This is a genomic window from Roseovarius sp. (genome assembly GCF_040219995.1).
GTDB lineage: Bacteria > Pseudomonadota > Alphaproteobacteria > Rhodobacterales > Rhodobacteraceae > Roseovarius.
In genome coordinates this window covers 542,083-560,811 of the sequence record NZ_JAVJUC010000014.1, presented here as the reverse complement: position 1 = coordinate 560,811, position 18,729 = coordinate 542,083, and the positions used below count along the sequence as shown (strand labels likewise).

Here is an 18,729-nt window from a genome sequence, read left to right as displayed (position 1 = left end):
CGCGCGCGCCGCAAGACTCACTTCGATTTGGACATGCGCTTGCGCTCATGCGGATCGAGATAGCGCTTGCGCAACCGGATCGCGTTCGGTGTCACTTCCACTAACTCGTCATCGTCGATATAGGCAATCGCCTCTTCAAGGCTGAGCGTGATCGGCGTGGTCAGGCGCACGGCCTCGTCGGTGCCGGAGGCCCGCACGTTGGTCAGTTTCTTGCCCTTCAGGGGGTTCACCTCGAGATCGTTCTCGCGGCTGTGCTCACCGATGATCATGCCGGTATAGACCTTGGCCTGCGCGCCGATGAACATGCGCCCACGATCTTCAAGGTTCCACAGGGCAAAGGCCACGGCATCGCCGTTTTCCATCGAGATCAGAACGCCCGCGCGACGGCCGGGGATTGGGCCCTTATGAGGGGCCCAGCCGTGAAACACCCGGTTGAGCACGCCGGTACCGCGCGTATCTGTCAGAAACTCGCCGTGATAGCCGATCAACCCGCGCGACGGCACATGTGCGATGATCCGCGTCTTGCCTGCCCCCGCCGGTTTCATCTCGGCCAGCTCGCCCTTGCGCGGGCCGGTGATCTTTTCGATCACCGCGCCGGAATATTCGTCATCGACGTCGATGGTGACCTCTTCGATGGGCTCCAGCCGCTCGCCGTTCTCGCCTTCGCGCATCAAGACCTGCGGCCGCGAGATCGAAAGCTCAAACCCCTCGCGGCGCATGTTCTCGATCAGCACGCCCATCTGCAATTCGCCGCGGCCCGCAACCTCGAACGCTTCACCGCCGGGGGTGTCGCTGATCTTGATGGCGACGTTCGATTCCGCCTCCTTCATCAGGCGCTCGCGAATGACGCGGCTCTGCACCTTCTTGCCGTCGCGACCCGCGAGCGGGCTGTCATTGATGCCGAACGTGACGGTGATAGTGGGCGGATCGATGGGCTGTGCTTCGATCGGCTCTTCCACGGCAAGCGCGCAAATCGTATCGGCCACGGTGGCCTTTGACATGCCCGCGAGGCTGACGATATCGCCTGCGGTCGCCTCTTCGATATCCTGACTTGCAAGACCCCGGAAGGCTTGAATACGGGCAACGCGGAACTGCTCGATCTTCTGGCCGATGCGGCTGAGCGCCTGCACCGTCTGCCCGACCTTGAGGCGGCCGGATTCGACACGGCCCGTCAGCAGGCGACCGACAAAGGGGTCAGCGCCGAGCGTGGTGGCGAGCATGCGGAAATCGTCGTCCACATGCGCGATCTGCTTGGGGGCCGGGACGTGATTCACGATCAACTCGAACAGCGCCGAGAGATCCTTGCGGGGGCCGTCTAACTCGTGATCGGCCCAGCCCGAGCGGCCCGAGGCATACATATGCGGAAAATCCAACTGATCGTCGTTGGCGTCGAGATTGGCGAAAAGGTCGAAACACTCGTTCAGCGCGCGGTCAGGCTCGGCATCGGGCTTGTCGACCTTGTTGAGCACCACGATGGGCCGCAGCCCGAGGCGCAGCGCCTTGGAGGTGACGAACTTGGTCTGCGGCATCGGCCCCTCGGCGGCATCGACCAGCAGGACGACCCCGTCGACCATGCTCAGAATGCGCTCCACCTCACCGCCGAAATCGGCGTGGCCGGGGGTGTCGACGATGTTGATGCGGGTCTTTTTCCACATCAGGCTGGTCGGCTTGGCAAAGATCGTGATGCCGCGTTCGCGCTCCAGATCGTTGCTGTCCATGGCGCGCTCATCCACCGCCTGATTGGCGCGGAAGGCACCAGACTGCTTCAGCAATTCATCCACGAGTGTGGTCTTGCCGTGGTCAACGTGGGCGATGATAGCGATGTTGCGCAGATCCATTGGGGGGTGTCCTGTTCCGTGATGGTCCGCGCCCTACATGCCGCAGCGCGGAAAGACCAGAGGCAAAGCGCGCCATGCGCCGTCGCGGCATGCCGGTCTGTGGTCACCGCGCGACAGCGGGCCACCCTGATGCAAAAGGGCCGCGTGTATGACGCGGCCCTCGGGGCGTGGGATCAGAACGGAATTTCATCATCCATGTCGCGCGACGGGCGGCTGTCACCGCCACCGCCGGCATCGCTACCGCCGCCATAATCGCCGCCGCCATAGCCCGGATCCTGGCTGCCGCCATAGCTTCCGCCACCACCGCCGCCGCCCTCGCTGCGCCCGTCGAGCATCACGAGGGTTGCGTCAAACCCCTGAAGAACAACCTCGGTCGAATAGCGGTCCTGGCCGGACTGGTCCTGCCATTTCCGGGTTTGCAGCTTGCCCTCCAGATAGACCTTGGAGCCCTTGCGCAGATACTGTTCCGCAACCCGCACGAGCCCTTCGGAAAAGATCGCGACCGAGTGCCACTCGGTGCGTTCGCGCCGCTCGCCGGTGTTGCGATCCTTCCAGTTCTCGGAGGTGGCGATACGCAGATTGCAGACCTTTCCGCCATTCTGGAATGTCCGCACCTCCGGGTCGCGGCCCAGATTGCCGATGATGATTACCTTGTTGACAGAGCCGGCCATCGCGCCCTCCTTGAATCGAGTGGTCCTTGCATTGCGATGGTTACACCACCCCAACGACATGAAGGAAAGGTTAAAATACGCCTCAAATGAGCAGGATATCGCACAGCAGGCCTGTCTCGCAGCAAAAAATGCCTCGAATCTTTGGGGATTTTCCGTATATTGCCCGACAATCGGGTGATGGGGACAGCATAGATGTTGAGACTGACGAGTGCGACGCTGATTGCGGCACTGACGACGTCACTTGGCGCGCAGGCCGATGTCTTGTCCACAAAAGGACGATTGTCGCAGTTCGACTCGCAGACACGGGTTCTGGATAATCGCGCCCGGCAACAGTACAACAATTCTGTCCGCCTCCAACCGCAGCGGTTTCAGGCCCCGACCATGTGGGGAGAGAGTGCCCCGGCATTTCGCGGGGCGTATCGGGGGCCCTATCTCGACATCGCGAAGCAGGCGGCACGGCGCTATCGCGTGCCCGAGGATCTGTTCCTGCGGCTGGTGCAGCAGGAATCGGGCTGGCGCGCCGATGCTGTCTCACACAAGGGGGCAATCGGGCTGGCGCAGCTCATGCCACAGACCGCACGGGTGCTGGGTGTCAATCCACATGATCCACGTCAGAACCTGGAAGGCGGCGCACGCTATCTCGCCGAGCAATACCGCACATTCGGATCCTGGCGGTTGGCCCTGGCGGCCTATAACGCGGGTCCGGGGGCAGTCCAGAAATACGGCGGCGTTCCCCCGTTCAAGGAAACCCGGAACTACGTCAAGGTCATTCTGGGCAGCTGATCGCGGCGCTTACATCCACCAGCGGGCGCGATCGTGGCGGGCCAGCCAGCCGCCGATGCTGAAATGGTCACGCCGGATCAGCAGCAGCAGTGCGATGAACGCCCCCAGCACCGCCAAGTCAATCACCTGGTTGCGATTGACCGGAAACCCCCGGTCATTCACCGCGAAGGGATCGAAAAACCCCTCCCACCGGCGGGTGACGGTGAAGAAGTGCATCACCAGAAGACTGCCATAGCTGAAATACCGAAACAGTCCGACCGCCACCAGCACGCAGAGCGCAATCTGCACACCGCCCAGCACGTAGACCTGCATCAGGCTCACATCCACGCCGTCGAAATGCCGCGCGAGGTTCTGGTATTGCTTGGGCGTGATCACCTTGTGCGCGGCCCACAGGAAAATGAACCACGCCAGCCCCAGCCGCAATACCAAGAGCGCCAGCCCGTCCAACTTGTCCTGCGGCGAAAGGGTGATCTTCTCGTTCAAAGCCATCGCACTCGCCCCTGTTCCAGATGCCCTCTGGCTAGCGGCATATATTCCCGCAATCAAATCACAGCTTGGCGAGAGATATGTCAGCCGCCATGCGCCTCAAGGCTGTCCTTCGGGGCTTCGGCGCGGTCGTGCTTGCCGTAGTCGCGGATGACGCTGACCACGCGTAAACGGTAGTCATCGAACATCACCTCGCGCCCGGCGCTCTGTGCCTGCCGGTGCGCGCGCAGCTTGCGCCACCGCTCGACCGCCGCCTCGTCCTCCCAAAAACTCAGCGACAGGAGCTTGCCGGGGTTGGTCAGGCTCTGGAACCGCTCGACGCTGATGAACCCCTCGATCCCCTCGACCAGCGAGCGCATCTTCGCCGCCATTTCCAGATAGGGCTCTTTCTGCCCCTCCGCCGGTTCCACCTCGAATATGATCGCGATCATTCCGCGCCTCCCGTTGCCGCAGGCACCAGCTTCAGGAAAGTCCGATCCTCGCGCAACAAAAACTTCTCTTTCTGGGCAAAAGCATAGTTTTCGCACCCGAGCGGGTCATCTGCCAGTCGCGCGCGATAGGCCTCATAATCGGCCAGCGACGCCACGTTGTATATGCCATAAGCCAGCGTGCTGCTGCCCTCATGCGGAGCGAAGTATCCGATCAGGTCCGCGCCGCAGCGTGGGATCGCTACCGCCCAGTTGCGTGCGTATCGGCTGAATGGGTCCCTCTTGGTCGGGTCGATATGGTAACGGATCACACAGGTCAGCATTTGGTCCTCCTTGGCTGGCTGCGTTGATCCTAGCCACTTGCGACATGCAAATGCTTCGACTATGATCGAACCATGAAAGACGGACCTGATATCGCGCAAATCGCGGCGCTCATCGGTGACCCGGCCCGCGCCAACATCCTGACCGCCTTGATGAGCGGCAAGGCCCTCACCGCGTCCGAGTTGGCATCCGAGGCGGGCGTCACCCTGCAAACCGCGTCGTCGCATCTCTCGAAACTCGAAAACGCCAGCCTTATCCGGGTGCGCAAGCAGGGGCGGCACAAGTACTTCACGCTCGGCTCCGAAGATGTGGCGCATGTGCTTGAGGCGCTGATGGGCCTTGCGGCAGGCACTGGCCGGTTGCGCACGCGCCCCGGACCACGCGACCGGGCGATGCGCCATGCACGGATCTGCTACAACCATCTGGCCGGGGCCATGGGCACCCGGATGTATGACAGCCTGATAGCCCGCGACTTCCTGCGCCACGATGGGGACATGCTGCACCTTACCACCTCGGGGCAGGCGTTTGTCACCCAACTCGGGCTGGACCTTGAAACCCTGCCCTCGCCCCGCACGCCGCTGTGTCGTGACTGCCTTGATTGGTCGGATCGCCGGTCTCACCTGGCCGGCCGTCTTGGCCGGGGCCTGCTCGCGCATTTCGAAACCTTGGGCTGGGTCCGGCGCGTGCCCGGGAGCCGGATCATCCACTACTCGGACGAGGGCCAGAAATGCTTTGATCAAACGTTCCCGATCTCCTGAGGTGAATTCCGTGAATAGAGCGCCAAGATCACAATGGCTGTCCGTTCACGTTCGGACCAGATTGCGCAAGTCATAAGTCCAAACTACTCTGGTTCTCATGGCGATTCCGGTTGAAACATTCTTTCTCGCCCCCGAGGCGGAGGGCACATTGCAGGCGCAGATCCAGCAGATGATCGCGCAGGGCATTCTGTCGGGCCGTTTCCGCAAGGGCGAAAAGCTGCCCTCATCGCGCAAACTCGCCGCCCATCTCGGGGTGAGCCGGATCACCGTGACCCTGGCGCTGACCGAATTGCAGGCCAATGATTATCTCGAGGCCCGCGACCGCTCCGGCTATTATGTGTCTGAAAACGCACCCGAACCACCGGCCTTTACCACTTCCACACCACGTGCCGACACGATCGACTGGACGCGCGCTTTGGGGCGTCGCTTCACCGGCGGCGACACGCCCGAGAAGCCGCAGGACTGGGCGCGCTACCCCTATCCGTTCATCTATGGCCAGACCGATCCGGCGCTCTTCGATCACACCAACTGGCGGCATTGCGCGCTGCGCGCGCTCGGGCAAAAGGATTTTCAGGCGCTGACCGCCGATTACTACGATCAGGACGATCCCGAACTGATCGAATTCATTGCCCGCCACACTTTGCCGCGTCGCGGTATCCTTGCGCAACCTTCTGAAATTCTTGTCACAATGGGCGCGCAGAACGCGCTCTGGCTGACCGCACAGGTGCTGCTGACACAGCGCCGCAGGGCGGTGATCGAGAACCCCTGCTACCACGCGCTACGCGACATTCTCACTCAATCGCGCTGTCATCTTCTGCCAGTGAACGTGGACCGCGACGGCCTGCCGCCCGAGGCGCTGCCGGATCAGGCCGATGTAATCTTTACCACCCCCAGCCATCAGGCCCCGACCAACGCCACCATGCCCCGCGCCCGGCGCGAGGCGCTCTTGGCCAAGGCCGCCGATATGGGTGCGCTGATCGTCGAGGATGATTACGAGTTCGAGGTCTCCTTTCTCCGCGCGCCCCTGCCAGCCCTCAAATCGCTGGATACCGAGGGACGTGTGATCTATGTCGGCAGCTTTTCCAAGTCGATCTTTCCGGGCCTGCGCCTTGGCTATCTTGTTGGCTCCAAAGCGTTTATCCGCGAATGTCGGGCCCTGCGCGCCTCGGTGCTGCGGCACCCGCCGGGCCATATCCAGCGCACGGCGGCCTATTTCCTGTCACTGGGGCATTACGACAGCCTCGTGCGGAGGATGGGCCAGGTCTTTGGCCGCCGCCGCAAAGTGATGGAGGAGGCGCTTTCCGAACACGGGCTCGACGTCGCCGGGCGCGGGGTCTTTGGCGGATCGTCCATATGGATGGAGGCCCCCGCCCATGTCGATATGGGCCAACTTGACGCGCGCCTGCGCAAGCGTGGCGTTCTGGTGGAACCGGGTGCCCCGTTCTTTCACGGTGACCGCCGCCCGCGCAATTTCTACCGCCTCGCCTATTCCTCTATCCCATCGGAGCGTATCGCCCCCGGCATCGCGTTACTGGCACGCGAATTGGCGGATTTTTCCGGGTAAGCCACGGAGCTAACAGAGGGAGGCACTCTTGTCTTTATATCAGATCCTTAGCGGCCAATTAGGCAGATTTACCTCACGCGTCCACACAATGAAATCTTATGTTATTGATACCGCTGTTCTCATTAATTTGCCTACTTGGCACTATCTGACATAATCAACTGGCCCTAGAACTGCCCCGCCCGCGCGGCTAGGGTCCGTGCAGATATTCACGCCCGGCGCCGGATTGCGCCCGACCCGAAGGATGAAACCCATGAAAATGACCACCGAAGAAGCCTTTGTAAAAACTCTGCAAATGCATGGAATCCAACACGCATTCGGGATCATCGGGTCGGCGATGATGCCGATTTCGGATATTTTCCCGAAGGCGGGAATCACCTTCTGGGACTGCGCGCATGAGGGCTCTGCGGGCATGATGGCCGATGGCTACACCCGCGTGACCGGCAAGATGTCGATGATGATCGCGCAAAACGGCCCCGGCATCACCAATTTCGTGACTGCCGTGAAAACCGCCTACTGGAACCACACGCCGCTCCTGCTCGTCACCCCGCAGGCCGCCAACAAGACCATCGGTCAGGGCGGCTTTCAGGAGGTCGAGCAGATGAAGCTCTTCGAGGACATGGTCGCCTATCAGGAAGAGGTGCGCGACCCCACCCGCATCGCCGAAACGCTCAACCGCGTGATCCTTCAGGCCAAGCGCGCCTCGGCGCCTGCGCAGATCAACATCCCCCGCGATTTCTGGACGCAGGTGATTGATGTCGATCTGCCCGCCATCGTCGAATTCGAGCGTCCCTCGGGCGGCGAGACGGCGATTGCCGAAGCGGCCAAGCTGCTGAGCGAGGCCAAGTTTCCGGTCATTCTCAACGGCGCGGGCGTGGTTCTGGCGGGTGGCATCGACGCGTCGCGGCAACTGGCCGAACGTCTCGATGCGCCGGTCTGCGTGGGCTATCAGCACAATGACGCCTTCCCCGGTTCGCACCCGCTTTTTGCCGGTCCGCTTGGCTATAACGGCTCCAAGGCGGGCATGGAACTGATCGCAAAGGCCGATGTCGTGCTCTGCCTCGGCACGCGCCTCAACCCGTTCTCGACCCTGCCGGGCTATGGCATCGACTACTGGCCCAAGGAGGCCAAGATCATTCAGGTCGATATCAACCCCGACCGTATCGGCCTGACCAAGAAGGTCACCGTGGGCATCGTGGGCGACGCGAAAAAGGTTGCGACCTCAATCCTCGGCACCCTCGCCGACAGCGCGGGTGATGCCGGTCGCGACGAGCGCAAGGCGCTGATCGCACAGACGAAATCCACCTGGGCGCAGCAGCTCTCCTCGATGGATCACGAAGAGGACGACCCCGGCACCAACTGGAATGAGCGCGCCCGCGCCGACAAGCCCGACTGGATGAGCCCGCGCATGGCGTGGCGTGCCATTCAGGCCGCGCTGCCGAAAGAGGCGATCATTTCGTCGGATATCGGCAACAACTGCGCCATCGGCAACGCCTATCCCAGTTTTGAGGAGGGGCGCAAATACCTCGCGCCGGGCCTCTTCGGCCCCTGTGGCTATGGCCTGCCGTCGATCATCGGCGCCAAGATCGGCCAGCCGGACGTGCCCGTCGTGGGCTTTGCGGGCGATGGTGCCTTTGGCATCGCCGTCAACGAGCTGACCGCCATTGGCCGCGACGAGTGGCCGCCGGTCACGCAGATCGTCTTCCGCAACTACCAGTGGGGCGCAGAAAAGCGCAACTCGACGCTGTGGTTCGACGACAATTTCGTTGGCACGGAACTGGATACCAAGGTGTCCTATGCTGGCATCGCGCAGGCCTGTGGTCTCAAGGGCGTGCAGGTCAAGACGATGGATGCGCTCACCGACGCGCTCAATCAGGCGATCAAGGATCAGATGGAGAACAACACCACGACGCTGATCGAGGTGCTGCTCAATCAGGAACTCGGCGATCCGTTCCGCCGCGACGCGATGAAAAAGCCCGTCGCCGTTGCAGGCATCAACGCGGCCGATATGCGCGAGCAGCAGGTCTGAGACTATGAGTGATCCGGCGGATAGCGATCTCATACTGGTCCTGAACGCCGGATCCTCATCGATCAAACTCGCGGTTTCCGACGGCGATCTGACCGAGAAACTGACCGGGATCGCCGAGGGTATCGGCGGCACGGGACAGTTGAAACTGGGCACCGTAAAGAAGTCCGCGCAGGATTTCCCGGATCACGAGAGCGCGCTGCAGGCGGTGCTCTCGGGGCTGGAGGCGAACGGTCTGCCTTTCAGCCGCTTTCGCGCCGCCGCGCATCGCGTTGTGCATGGCGGCACCGAACTGACCGAACCGGCGCGCGTCACGCCCGAGGTGATCGCGGCGATTGACCGCTGTTCGGCGCTCGCGCCGCTGCACAACCCGCATAACCTTGCCGCCATAAAGACGCTGGCGCGCCTTGCCCCCGATCTGCCGCAGACCGCCACATTCGACACCGCCTTTCATGCGACAAACCCCGAGGTGGCTGCGCGCTATGCCGTGCCCGCCGGGATCGAGGCGCGCGGCATCCGGCGCTACGGATTTCACGGCACCTCCTACGCCTCGCTGGTACGGCATATGCCGAGCCTCACCGGCACGACGCTGCCCAAGCGCCTGCTCGCCTTTCACCTCGGCAACGGGGCCTCCATCTGTGCCATCCGCGACGGGCAATCACTGGCCACCACCATGGGCTATTCGCCGCTTGGCGGGCTGACCATGGGCACCCGCACCGGCGAGATCGACGGCAACGCCGTGCTGCGCCTCGCCGAGGAAGACGGGATCGCGGCCACGCACCACTTGCTGAACAAGGAAAGCGGGCTACGTGGCCTCTCGGGCGGGCTGTCGGACATGCGCGCGCTGATGGAGGCGGACACGGCAGAGGCGCGCTTTGCCACTGACCATTTCTGCTACTGGGCCCTCCGCCATGCGGGGTCGCTGATCGTGGCGATGGAGGGGCTCGATTCCGTGGCCTTCACCGGCGGTATCGGAGAGAACGCGGCCCCCATCCGCGCCCGCATCTTTCAGGGGCTGGCATGGCTCGGCGCGCAGCTGAATGAGGCGGCGAACACGCGCGGCGACACACGCCTGCACGCCGACACCTCCGCCATCACCGGCTGGATCGTACCCGCGCAGGAGGAACGCATGATCGCCGCCGATGCGCTTCATCTCCTGAATGCAACGCCACCATGAAAACCGGAACATTGAACCTCTGTCTTCGGGATTTCCAAGACGGATGTTCAGGAAATGCAAAGATCTCAGAAAACGGTCGCGGCCAGACTTCGTCTGCCCTAACGTGACGCCGACCAAGGACAAGGCCCAGCCATGACGCATCATCAGCCACGCATCGACACTTCGCCCCACGTCTCAGACGAGGTGCGCAAGACCACCTGTTACATGTGCGCCTGCCGCTGCGGCATCAACGTGCACATGAAGGGCGGCAAGGTCGCGTATATCGAGGGCAACCGCGACCACCCGGTGAACAAGGGCGTGCTCTGCGCCAAGGGGTCGGCGGGGATCATGCAGGTCAACGCCCCCTCGCGGCTGCGTGCGCCGTTGAAGCGCGTCGGCCCCCGTGGCTCGGGCGAGTTCGAGGAGATCAGCTGGGACGAGGCGCTGCAAATCGCCTGCGACTGGCTGGAGCCGATTCGCAAGACCGACCCGTCAAAGCTCGCCTTTTTCACCGGGCGGGATCAAAGCCAGAGCTTCACCGGTTACTGGGCGCAGAATTTCGGCACGCCGAATTTTGCAGCGCATGGCGGCTTTTGCTCGGTCAACATGGCCGCGGGCGGCATCTACACGATGGGCGGCGCGTTCTGGGAGTTCGGACAGCCGGATTGGGACCATACCAAGCTCTTCATGCTGTTCGGCGTGGCCGAGGACCATGACAGCAACCCGATCAAGATGGGCATCGGCAAGATCAAGGCGCGGGGCGCGCGGGTGATCGGGGTGAATCCGATCCGCTCGGGCTATAACGCCGTGGCCGACGATTGGGTGGGCATCACGCCTGGCACCGACGGGCTTTTCATCCTGTCGCTGATCCACGAATTGATGCGAGCAGGCAAGATCGACCTCGATTATCTCGCCCGCTACACCAACGCGCCGGTTCTGGTGAATGCCGATCCGAACTCGCCCGAGCATGGGCTTTTCCTACGCGATACCGACGGAAAACCGACAGTCATAGACCGCAAGACCGGCAAGCTGATGGCCTTCGACACCCCCGGCGTGCGCCCCGACCTGAGCGCCACGCATGAGGTGGATGGCATCACGCATCGCCCGGTCATGCACCTGATGGCCGAGCGGTATCTTGACCCGCAATACGCCCCCGAGGCGGTGGCCGAGCGCTGCGGCATCACGCCAGACAAGATCCGCCGCATCGCCGCCGAGATCGCCCGCGTGACCTTTGACGAGGCGTTCACCCTCGATCACGAATGGACCGATTTCCGCGGCGAGACGCACAAGACGATGACCGGCCGCCCGGTCAGCTTTCACGCCATGCGCGGAATATCGGCCCATTCCAATGGCTTCCAGACGGCCCGCGCGCTGCATGTGCTGCAAATCTTGCTCGGCACGGTCGAGGTGCCCGGCGGCTTTCGGTTCAAGCCGCCTTACCCCAAACCGGTGAGCGCCCACCCCACGCCACATTGCAAGAGCGCGCCCGGCCAGCCGCTTGACGGCCCGCATCTGGGCTTTGTGCGTGGCCCCGAAGACCTCGCGCTCAAAGAGGACGGCAGCCCGGCCCGCATCGACAAGGCGTTCACCTGGGAAAACCCGATGTCGGCGCATGGGCTTATGCATATGGTGATCTCCAACGCCCATGCGGGCGACCCGTACAAGATCGACACGCTCTTCATGTACATGGCCAACATGTCGTGGAATTCCTCGATGAATACGCGCGGCGTGATGGAGATGCTGACGGACACCGATGAGAATGGCGACTATGTCATTCCGCGCATCATCTATTCGGATGCCTACAGTTCCGAAATGGTCGCCTATGCCGATCTGATCCTGCCCGACACCACCTATCTGGAGCGGCACGACTGCATCTCGCTGCTCGACCGCCCAATTTGCGAGGCGGACGCAGCGGCGGACGCGATCCGCTGGCCGGTGATCGAGCCCGACCGGGACGTGCGCGGCTTTCAGACGGTGCTGGTGCAACAGGCCAACAAGCTGAAGTTGCCCGGCTTTACCGCCGAGGACGGCACGCCGCGCTACACCGATTATGCCGATTACATGGTCAATCACGAGCGCAAGCCGGGCATCGGCCCGCTGGCGGGCTTTCGCGGCAATGGCGAGGATGTGGGGCGCGGCGCGCCCAACCCGGCGCAGATCGACCGCTATATCGAAAACGGCGGCTTTTTCGTCAGCCACATCCCCGAGGGTGCCAATTACTACAAGCCGTGGAACATGGCTTATCAGGACTGGGCCGTCGGCATGGGCATTTTCGACAAACCGCAGCCCTATATCTTCGACCTCTACGCCGAGCCGATGCGCAAGTTCCAGCTTGCCGCCGAAGGCCATGGCGAGCGTCAACCGCCCGATCACCTGCGCGAGCGGATCAAATCCATGATGGACCCGCTGCCGATCTGGTATCCGCCCTTCGAGGACGACAGCGTCGATACCGAGGAATTCCCGGTCCATGCCCTGACGCAGCGCCCGATGGCGATGTACCATAGCTGGGGCACGCAAAACGCCTGGCTGCGGCAAATCCACGGGCAGAACCCGCTCTACCTGCCGACCAAGCTGTGGGAGAAACACGGCTTTAGTGACGGCGATTGGGCGCGCGTCACCTCGGCGCATGGCGAGATCACCGTGCCGGTCGCCCACATGGCCGCGCTCAATGAGAACACCGTCTGGACCTGGAACGCCATCGGCAAGCGTAAGGGGGCCTGGGCGCTCTCCGAGGACGCGCCCGAGGCGACGCGCGGTTTCCTGCTCAACCACCTCATTCACGAGCTATTACCGCCCAAGGGCGACGGTCTCAGATGGTCCAACTCCGATCCGATCACCGGGCAGGCGGCGTGGTTCGATCTGCGGGTGAAGATCGAGAAATCCACCGCCCCGGCAGAGGCGCAACCCGCCTTCGCGCCGATCAAATCACCGGTCGGGAAAGGCCCCGACCACCTGGAATGGAAGGTCGGGAAATGAGCGGCAAGACTCTGACATTGCTCGCCATTCTGGCCTTTGTCGCCTTCGGTGTTGGCTCGTTCATCTGGTTCATCGTCACTTGGGACAAGACCCGCGAAGAGCCGGTGAGCATCCGCCCCCACATACTTGAGGAGCGCCCCGCATGACCACGCTTCCCGAAACCACAACCCGCAAACTCGGCCTCGTGATTGACCTTGATACCTGCGTCGGCTGTCACGCCTGCGTGGTGTCCTGCAAGGGCTGGAACACCGAGAATTACGGCGCGCCGCTCTCCGATCAGGACCCCTACGGCGCCGACCCATCCGGCACCTTTCTCAACCGCGTGCACAGCTACGAGGTGCAGCCGCTGGCGACCTCCGCCATGCCGCATCCCGCAGCACAGCTGGTGCATTTTCCCAAATCCTGCCTGCATTGCGAGGATGCGCCCTGCGTCACCGTCTGTCCGACGGGGGCCAGCTACAAGCGGGTCGAGGACGGCATCGTTCTGGTCAACGAGAGCGACTGCATCGGCTGCGGGCTCTGCGCATGGGCCTGCCCCTACGGCGCGCGCGAAATGGATCAGGCCGAGGGGGTGATGAAAAAATGCACCCTCTGCGTCGACCGCATCTATAACGAGAACCTGCCCGAGGAGGACCGCGTGCCGGCCTGCGTGCGCACCTGCCCGTCGAACGCACGGCATTTCGGCGATCTCGGCGATCCCGACAGCGACGTCAGCCAGCTAGTGGCAGAGCGCGACGGCATGGATCTCATGCCGGAACAGGGCACGAAACCCGTCAACCAATACCTGCCGCCCCGCCCCAAGGATACGCTGGACCAACCCAAACCGACGGGCGACATCGACGTGCTCGCCCCGTTTCTGGAGCCGGTGATGGAAGAGCCAAAGGGCTTCCTAGGCTGGCTCGACCGCACATTGGAGAAGATCTGATGCATCCCGCCCCGTCTGTCATCGTCTTCACCACCCTCTCGGGGCTTGGGTTTGGCCTGCTGATCTGGCTGGGGCTTGGCCTGCCTGCCGCCACCGGCTGGGTTGCCTTCGCCTTCTTCGCCATCGCCTATGCGCTCGCCGTGGGCGGTCTCCTGGCCTCGACCTTTCACCTCGGGCATCCTGAACGCGCGTGGAAGGCGTTCAGCCAATGGCGCTCTAGCTGGTTGTCGCGCGAAGGCGTCTGCGCTGTCGCCGCCCTTCTGGTCATGGCCGCCTATGGCGCGGGGCTGGTGTTCTTCGACACCCGGCTGGCGGCTCTCGGCTGGGTCGGTGCCCTGCTGTCGCTCGGTACGGTGTTCACCACCTCGATGATCTACACGCAGATGAAAACCGTGCCGCGCTGGAACACCCCTCTGACCCCGGCCTTGCTGATTGCCATTTCGCTGGCAGGGGGTGCGCTGCTGGCCGGGGAAATCAGCGCCGCGCTGATCCTTATTCCCATCGCCGGTGTGCTGCAAATCCTGTGGTGGGTGCGCGGCGACGGGGCCTTCGCCACCTCAGGCACCGACATGGCGACCGCGACCGGTCTCGGCAATATCGGCAGCGTGCGCGCGTTCGAGCCGCCGCATACCGGCACCAACTACCTGTTGCGGGAAATGGTGCATCAGGTCGGGCGCAAACACGCGATGAAACTGCGCGTCATTGCCTTCGGGCTTGGCTATGTGCTGCCCGTGGCGTTCCTGCTGCTGCCGTTCTCGCATATGCTGGCGCTCGTCGCGGTTCTCGGCCATATCTCAGGCATAGCTGCTTCGCGCTGGCTGTTCTTCGCCGAGGCCGAGCACGTCGTCGGGCTGTATTACGGCAAGCGCTAGACGCTTATGGAGCGACGAGAAAACGATCAACCATCTCAAGCCCGTCACCCGTGCGTCGGGTGACGATAATCTCACCCGAGCCAACGCCACGCCCGGTCAACGCCGTGATATTAACCTGATGCGTCACGATCAGGAGCCGCTCATCCGCAGGCAACTCCGCGATCAGATCAAGCGCTGCCGCTGTCTGGCCTGCCCGGTCGCCACGCCCGGCGAAGAAGGAATTGAGCGGTGGCTTTTCCTTCACATCTCCCATCTCCATCAATAAAGCGGTGTCACGTGCCCGGCACCATTGGCTAGTCCAGACAAGATCAAACGTGACACCAGCACCACGCAGCGCATCGCCAGTACGCCGGGCCTGCTCTCGACCGCGGACATCCAGATTGCGCTGGGTGCTGCAATCGTCGACCGCGAACCCTGCCGGATCTCCCGTTCCGGGCGCAAGCGCGTGCCTCATGAGCGCAACGACCCCCGGCTGTTTCAGCGCGTCAAGCCCCTGCGCCGTGACGCAAGTTGCGCTCGCAGCAAGCCAGATACAAAGTAAAAACCGCATCCCACACCCCCTTCGCAATAGAAATTAGGGCCACGGTTTGCGGCGACCAGCCTAGTCCGTGATTTCCACGATTACCAATTCCCGCTCCGACGCGCCGCGCGCATGGTCGAGCGCCTCCTGGTACTCGGGACTGTGATAACAGGTCTCCGCCGCCTCAAGACTGGGAAAGCGGGCAACCACGTTGCGCGTACGCTCCTTGCCCTCAATCTGCACGTACCGCCCGCCGCGCGCGATGAATGTGCCGCCATGCTTGGCGATGGCAGGCCCGGCAAGCGCGGCGTAGCGGCCATAAGCCTCGTCATTGGTGACGGTCACATGGGCGATCCAGAGGGCGGGCATGAGGTGGTCTCCTGTCTGTTCAGATACCGTCTACGATGACGATGTCCCGGCTGCTCGACGACAGAGCAAGCGGCAGGATGCGGCGATAGTCGTCGGAGTGATACCAGTCGAGTGCGGCCTGCCGATCGGGAAATTCGATGATCACGTGACGCTCCGGGCTGTTGCCCTCTAGGGCGGTCTGCTCTCCGCCCTTGACCAGAAACCGCCCCCCAAACCTCTCGGCGAGGGCCACGGTCTGATCGGCATAGGCCTGATAGTCCTGCGGGTCGTTGACCGTGATCCGTCCGATGATATAGGCGCGCATTCATCCTCCTCAGGAGGCAAGAACCCCCTCTGCCGCTTTGATCGCAGCCTCGGCCCCACCGATATCGCTGCCGCCGCCCTGGGCCATGTCGGGTCGGCCACCGCCGCCCTTTCCGCCCAATTCCGCCACCGCCGCCCGAACCAGATCGACCGCCGAAAGCTGCGCCGTCAGGTCATCTGTGACACCCGCCGCAACCGCCACTTTGCCGCCGGTATCAGCAATAAGCAAGATCGCACCGCTGCCCATCCGGGCCTTGTGCTCGTCGATCAATGGCGGCAGGTCGCGGCCCTGCACACCCGAAAGCACCTGCGCAAGAAAGGCGACCCCGCCCACATCTCGCGCGGCGACGGCCTCGCCCTGCCCCGACCCGCCCACCATGGCCAGATCACGACGCAGCTGCGCCACCTCGTTGGCCAAGGCGCGGCGCTCCTCCATCAGCGACTTTACCCGCTCCGGCACTTCCTCCGAACGGGTCTTCAGATCGCCCGCCACCTGCGCCAACCGCGCGCTCTGTCCGCTGAGATAGTCGAAGGCCGCGGCCCCGGACAGCGCCTCGATCCGGCGCACGCCGGCACTCGACGCACTGTCTCCAAGCGTCACGAAGACACCGATATCGCCGGTCTGGCGCACATGCGTGCCGCCGCACAGCTCGATCGAATAGGTGCGCCCGTCACTGCCCTTGCCGGACCCGTCGAGCGTTCCCATGGAAACCACCCGCACCTCGTCGCCATATTTCTCGCCAAAGAGAGCCTGTGCCCCCAGATCGCGCGCGTCGTCAGGCACCATGATCCGCGTCTCAACCGGCGCGTTCTGCCGGATATAGGCGTTCACCTCGGCCTCGACCTGGGTCATTTCCTCGGGGCTGAGCGCCTTGGCATGGCTGAAGTCAAACCGCAGCCTGTCCGAGGCATTGAGCGAGCCGCGCTGCGCAACGTGCGGCCCGAGCGCGCGGCGCAGCGCCTCGTGCAACAGATGCGTGGCCGAGTGGTTTGCACGAATGGCGCTACGGCGGGCGTGATCGACCGCCAGTTTCGCCGCCTGCCCGCTTTTGATCTCGCCGCTTTCAACCTCAGCGAAATGAATGAAAACACCGGCAACCTTCTTGGTATCGGTGATCCGCGCGTGACCGCTCTCGGTTTCCAATGTGCCGGAATCGCCCACCTGACCACCCGATTCAGCATAGAACGGAGTCTGGTTGAGCACGATCTGGCAGGCCTCGCCCTTACGCGCCGCATCGCTGACAGCGCCCTCGGAGACAATGGCGGCGATCTCGCCTTCGGCGGTTTCGGTGTCATAGCCCAGGAAATCGGTCGTGCCCTTGTCCTCGGCGATGTCAAACCAGATCGCCTGATCTGCCGCCTCGCCCGAACCCGTCCAAGCAGCGCGCGCCTTGGCCTTTTGCTCGGCCATGGCCGCATCGAACCCATCAGTGTCGACCGTATGACCTTTTTCGCGCAACGCGTCCTGCGTCAGGTCGAGCGGGAAGCCGAACGTGTCGTAGAGCTTGAACGCCGCCTCACCCGGCAGCGCTGCGCCCTCGGGCAGCTGTGCCAGTTCATCGTCAAGCAGCCGCAAGCCACGGTCGAGCGTCTGCTTGAACCGGGTCTCCTCGATCCGTAGCGTTTCCTCGATCAACGCCTGTGCGCGGCCCAATTCGGGAAAGGCCTGCCCCATCTGCGCCACCAGCGTCGGCACCAGCCGGTGCATGACCGGGTCCTTCGCCCCCAGAATATGCGCGTGCCGCATCGCTCGGCGCATGATGCGACGCAAGACATACCCGCGCCCCTCGTTCGAGGGCATAACGCCGTCGGCGATCAGAAACGAGGTCGAACGCAGATGGTCGGCGATCACCCGGTGATGCACCTTGCCCGGCCCGTCGGGATCGGCGCTCGTGGCATGGGCGCTCGCCTCAATCAGATGGCGCATCAGATCGGTGTCGTAATTGTCATGCTTGCCCTGCAACAGCGCACCGATCCGCTCCAGCCCCATGCCGGTATCGATCGACTGCATGTCGAGATCGCGCTGCGTGCCGTCGGCGAAACGCTCGTTCTGCATGAAGACGAGGTTCCAGATTTCGATGAAGCGGTCGCCATCCTCCTCGGCGCTGCCCGGAGGGCCACCCCAGATGTCGGGACCGTGATCGTAGAAGATCTCGGTGCAAGGACCGCAGGGGCCGGTTGGCCCCATCGACCAGAAATTATCATCGGTCGCGATGCGAATGATCCGGTCATCGCTCAGGCCTGCGTATTTCTTCCAGATATTCGCTGCTTCGTCATCGGTATGGTAGACCGTCACCAAAAGCTTGGATTTGTCGATCCCGAAATCCTTGGTCAGCAGATCCCAGGCATAAGGGATCGCCTGATCCTTGAAGTAATCGCCAAAGCTGAAATTCCCCAGCATTTCAAAGAACGTATGGTGGCGCGCGGTATAACCCACATTGTCGAGATCGTTGTGCTTTCCCCCGGCGCGCACGCATTTCTGGCTGGTCGCAGCGCGGGTGTAGTCGCGGTGCTCGACCCCGGTAAAGCAGTTCTTGAACTGCACCATGCCGGAATTGGTGAACATGAGCGTCGGATCGTTGCGCGGCACCAGCGGAGAGCTGTCGACGACCCGATGGTCATTTCGTTCGAAAAAGTTGAGAAAAGTCGAACGGATTTCATTCAGCGTGGGCATGGGCATCTCTTTCCGGGGCATAGGGTGGCCAGCATCTGCGCAGATTTAGCCGGGCCATCGCC

18 protein-coding genes are annotated in these 18,729 nt (G+C 63.0%); 9 read left to right on the top strand and 9 right to left on the bottom strand.

Annotated elements, in window-relative coordinates; genetic code table 11:
• Positions 1–17: 17 nt before the first annotated feature.
• On the bottom strand, positions 18–1,838 hold the full coding sequence (gene typA, locus RID11_RS06975) for a translational GTPase TypA (protein ID WP_350136931.1): 1,821 nt from the start codon (positions 1,836–1,838) through the stop codon (positions 18–20).
• Between the two features lie 173 nt (positions 1,839–2,011).
• A complete protein-coding gene (ssb, locus tag RID11_RS06970) occupies positions 2,012–2,509 on the bottom strand; it encodes a single-stranded DNA-binding protein (protein ID WP_350136929.1) in 498 nt (165 codons plus the stop codon).
• Positions 2,510–2,701: 192 nt separating this feature from the next.
• Between ssb and RID11_RS06965 the strand changes: the two genes are divergently transcribed.
• Positions 2,702–3,292 (top strand): lytic transglycosylase domain-containing protein, encoded by a 591-nt coding sequence (locus RID11_RS06965; protein ID WP_350136926.1) that lies wholly within the window; start codon positions 2,702–2,704, stop codon positions 3,290–3,292.
• A 9-nt stretch (positions 3,293–3,301) separates the two neighbouring features.
• On the opposite strand, the gene RID11_RS06960 is transcribed toward RID11_RS06965, so the two are convergent.
• From RID11_RS06960 to RID11_RS06950, 3 genes are all read right to left on the bottom strand, one after another.
• Positions 3,302–3,781 (bottom strand): hypothetical protein, encoded by a 480-nt coding sequence (locus tag RID11_RS06960; protein ID WP_350136923.1) that lies wholly within the window; start codon positions 3,779–3,781, stop codon positions 3,302–3,304.
• An 80-nt stretch (positions 3,782–3,861) separates the two neighbouring features.
• Positions 3,862–4,209 (bottom strand): antibiotic biosynthesis monooxygenase family protein, encoded by a 348-nt coding sequence (locus RID11_RS06955; RefSeq protein ID WP_350136921.1) that lies wholly within the window; start codon positions 4,207–4,209, stop codon positions 3,862–3,864.
• On the bottom strand, positions 4,206–4,529 hold the full coding sequence (locus RID11_RS06950; protein ID WP_350136918.1) for an NIPSNAP family protein: 324 nt from the start codon (positions 4,527–4,529) through the stop codon (positions 4,206–4,208). The genes RID11_RS06955 and RID11_RS06950 overlap by 4 nt, the downstream gene beginning before the upstream one ends.
• A 72-nt stretch (positions 4,530–4,601) precedes the next feature.
• Here RID11_RS06950 and RID11_RS06945 point away from each other — a divergent pair, with 72 nt between their 5' ends.
• From RID11_RS06945 to RID11_RS06910, 8 genes are all read left to right on the top strand, one after another.
• Complete coding sequence (locus RID11_RS06945) at positions 4,602–5,285, top strand: ArsR/SmtB family transcription factor (protein WP_350136916.1); 684 nt, start codon at positions 4,602–4,604, stop codon at positions 5,283–5,285.
• A gap of 97 nt (positions 5,286–5,382) precedes the next feature.
• On the top strand, positions 5,383–6,849 hold the full coding sequence (pdxR, locus tag RID11_RS06940; protein WP_350136914.1) for a MocR-like pyridoxine biosynthesis transcription factor PdxR: 1,467 nt from the start codon (positions 5,383–5,385) through the stop codon (positions 6,847–6,849).
• 250 nt (positions 6,850–7,099) lie between these two features.
• Positions 7,100–8,875 (top strand): sulfoacetaldehyde acetyltransferase, encoded by a 1,776-nt coding sequence (xsc, locus tag RID11_RS06935; protein WP_350136911.1) that lies wholly within the window; start codon positions 7,100–7,102, stop codon positions 8,873–8,875.
• A gap of 4 nt (positions 8,876–8,879) precedes the next feature.
• Entirely contained in the window at positions 8,880–10,049 is a 1,170-nt protein-coding gene (locus RID11_RS06930; protein WP_350136908.1) for an acetate/propionate family kinase, read from the top strand.
• A gap of 132 nt (positions 10,050–10,181) precedes the next feature.
• Complete coding sequence (locus RID11_RS06925) at positions 10,182–13,004, top strand: molybdopterin oxidoreductase family protein (RefSeq protein ID WP_350136906.1); 2,823 nt, start codon at positions 10,182–10,184, stop codon at positions 13,002–13,004.
• Positions 13,001–13,150, top strand: coding sequence for a hypothetical protein (locus RID11_RS06920; RefSeq protein WP_350136904.1), 150 nt, complete (start codon positions 13,001–13,003; stop codon positions 13,148–13,150). Before RID11_RS06925 ends, RID11_RS06920 begins: the two co-directional genes overlap by 4 nt.
• Positions 13,147–13,929, top strand: coding sequence for a 4Fe-4S dicluster domain-containing protein (locus RID11_RS06915; protein ID WP_350136902.1), 783 nt, complete (start codon positions 13,147–13,149; stop codon positions 13,927–13,929). The genes RID11_RS06920 and RID11_RS06915 overlap by 4 nt, the downstream gene beginning before the upstream one ends.
• Positions 13,929–14,801 carry a dimethyl sulfoxide reductase anchor subunit family protein gene (locus tag RID11_RS06910; protein ID WP_350136900.1) on the top strand — a complete coding sequence of 291 codons (873 nt, stop codon included), beginning with the start codon at positions 13,929–13,931 and terminating at the stop codon, positions 14,799–14,801. Before RID11_RS06915 ends, RID11_RS06910 begins: the two co-directional genes overlap by 1 nt.
• Before the next feature lie 4 nt (positions 14,802–14,805).
• Here the strand turns inward: RID11_RS06910 and RID11_RS06905 are convergent, their stop codons facing one another.
• From RID11_RS06905 to alaS, 4 genes are all read right to left on the bottom strand, one after another.
• Positions 14,806–15,255, bottom strand: coding sequence for a histidine phosphatase family protein (locus tag RID11_RS06905; protein ID WP_350136898.1), 450 nt, complete (start codon positions 15,253–15,255; stop codon positions 14,806–14,808).
• Positions 15,256–15,402: 147 nt separating this feature from the next.
• Positions 15,403–15,690: a DUF1330 domain-containing protein gene (locus RID11_RS06900; RefSeq protein ID WP_350136896.1), complete on the bottom strand. Its 288-nt coding sequence runs from the start codon at positions 15,688–15,690 to the stop codon at positions 15,403–15,405.
• A gap of 19 nt (positions 15,691–15,709) precedes the next feature.
• Positions 15,710–15,994 carry a DUF1330 domain-containing protein gene (locus tag RID11_RS06895; RefSeq protein ID WP_350136894.1) on the bottom strand — a complete coding sequence of 95 codons (285 nt, stop codon included), beginning with the start codon at positions 15,992–15,994 and terminating at the stop codon, positions 15,710–15,712.
• A 9-nt stretch (positions 15,995–16,003) separates the two neighbouring features.
• The gene (gene alaS, locus RID11_RS06890; protein ID WP_350136891.1) at positions 16,004–18,667 is read right to left on the bottom strand and encodes an alanine--tRNA ligase; all 2,664 of its coding nucleotides are present in this window, start codon (positions 18,665–18,667) and stop codon (positions 16,004–16,006) included.
• Positions 18,668–18,729 lie beyond the last annotated feature (62 nt).

Excerpts from the sequence above, each read along its gene's own strand:
- typA (WP_350136931.1), bottom strand. The coding sequence starts at position 1,838 with ATGGATCTGCGCAACATCGCTATCATCGCCCACGTTGACCACGGCAAG.
- ssb (WP_350136929.1), bottom strand. The coding sequence starts at position 2,509 with ATGGCCGGCTCTGTCAACAAGGTAATCATCATCGGCAATCTGGGCCGC.
- RID11_RS06965 (WP_350136926.1), top strand. The coding sequence starts at position 2,702 with ATGTTGAGACTGACGAGTGCGACGCTGATTGCGGCACTGACGACGTCA.
- RID11_RS06960 (WP_350136923.1), bottom strand. The coding sequence starts at position 3,781 with ATGGCTTTGAACGAGAAGATCACCCTTTCGCCGCAGGACAAGTTGGAC.
- RID11_RS06955 (WP_350136921.1), bottom strand. The coding sequence starts at position 4,209 with ATGATCGCGATCATATTCGAGGTGGAACCGGCGGAGGGGCAGAAAGAG.
- RID11_RS06950 (WP_350136918.1), bottom strand. The coding sequence starts at position 4,529 with ATGCTGACCTGTGTGATCCGTTACCATATCGACCCGACCAAGAGGGAC.
- RID11_RS06945 (WP_350136916.1), top strand. The coding sequence starts at position 4,602 with ATGAAAGACGGACCTGATATCGCGCAAATCGCGGCGCTCATCGGTGAC.
- pdxR (WP_350136914.1), top strand. The coding sequence starts at position 5,383 with ATGGCGATTCCGGTTGAAACATTCTTTCTCGCCCCCGAGGCGGAGGGC.
- xsc (WP_350136911.1), top strand. The coding sequence starts at position 7,100 with ATGAAAATGACCACCGAAGAAGCCTTTGTAAAAACTCTGCAAATGCAT.
- RID11_RS06930 (WP_350136908.1), top strand. The coding sequence starts at position 8,880 with ATGAGTGATCCGGCGGATAGCGATCTCATACTGGTCCTGAACGCCGGA.
- RID11_RS06925 (WP_350136906.1), top strand. The coding sequence starts at position 10,182 with ATGACGCATCATCAGCCACGCATCGACACTTCGCCCCACGTCTCAGAC.
- RID11_RS06920 (WP_350136904.1), top strand. The coding sequence starts at position 13,001 with ATGAGCGGCAAGACTCTGACATTGCTCGCCATTCTGGCCTTTGTCGCC.
- RID11_RS06915 (WP_350136902.1), top strand. The coding sequence starts at position 13,147 with ATGACCACGCTTCCCGAAACCACAACCCGCAAACTCGGCCTCGTGATT.
- RID11_RS06910 (WP_350136900.1), top strand. The coding sequence starts at position 13,929 with ATGCATCCCGCCCCGTCTGTCATCGTCTTCACCACCCTCTCGGGGCTT.
- RID11_RS06905 (WP_350136898.1), bottom strand. The coding sequence starts at position 15,255 with ATGAGGCACGCGCTTGCGCCCGGAACGGGAGATCCGGCAGGGTTCGCG.
- RID11_RS06900 (WP_350136896.1), bottom strand. The coding sequence starts at position 15,690 with ATGCCCGCCCTCTGGATCGCCCATGTGACCGTCACCAATGACGAGGCT.
- RID11_RS06895 (WP_350136894.1), bottom strand. The coding sequence starts at position 15,994 with ATGCGCGCCTATATCATCGGACGGATCACGGTCAACGACCCGCAGGAC.
- alaS (WP_350136891.1), bottom strand. The coding sequence starts at position 18,667 with ATGCCCACGCTGAATGAAATCCGTTCGACTTTTCTCAACTTTTTCGAA.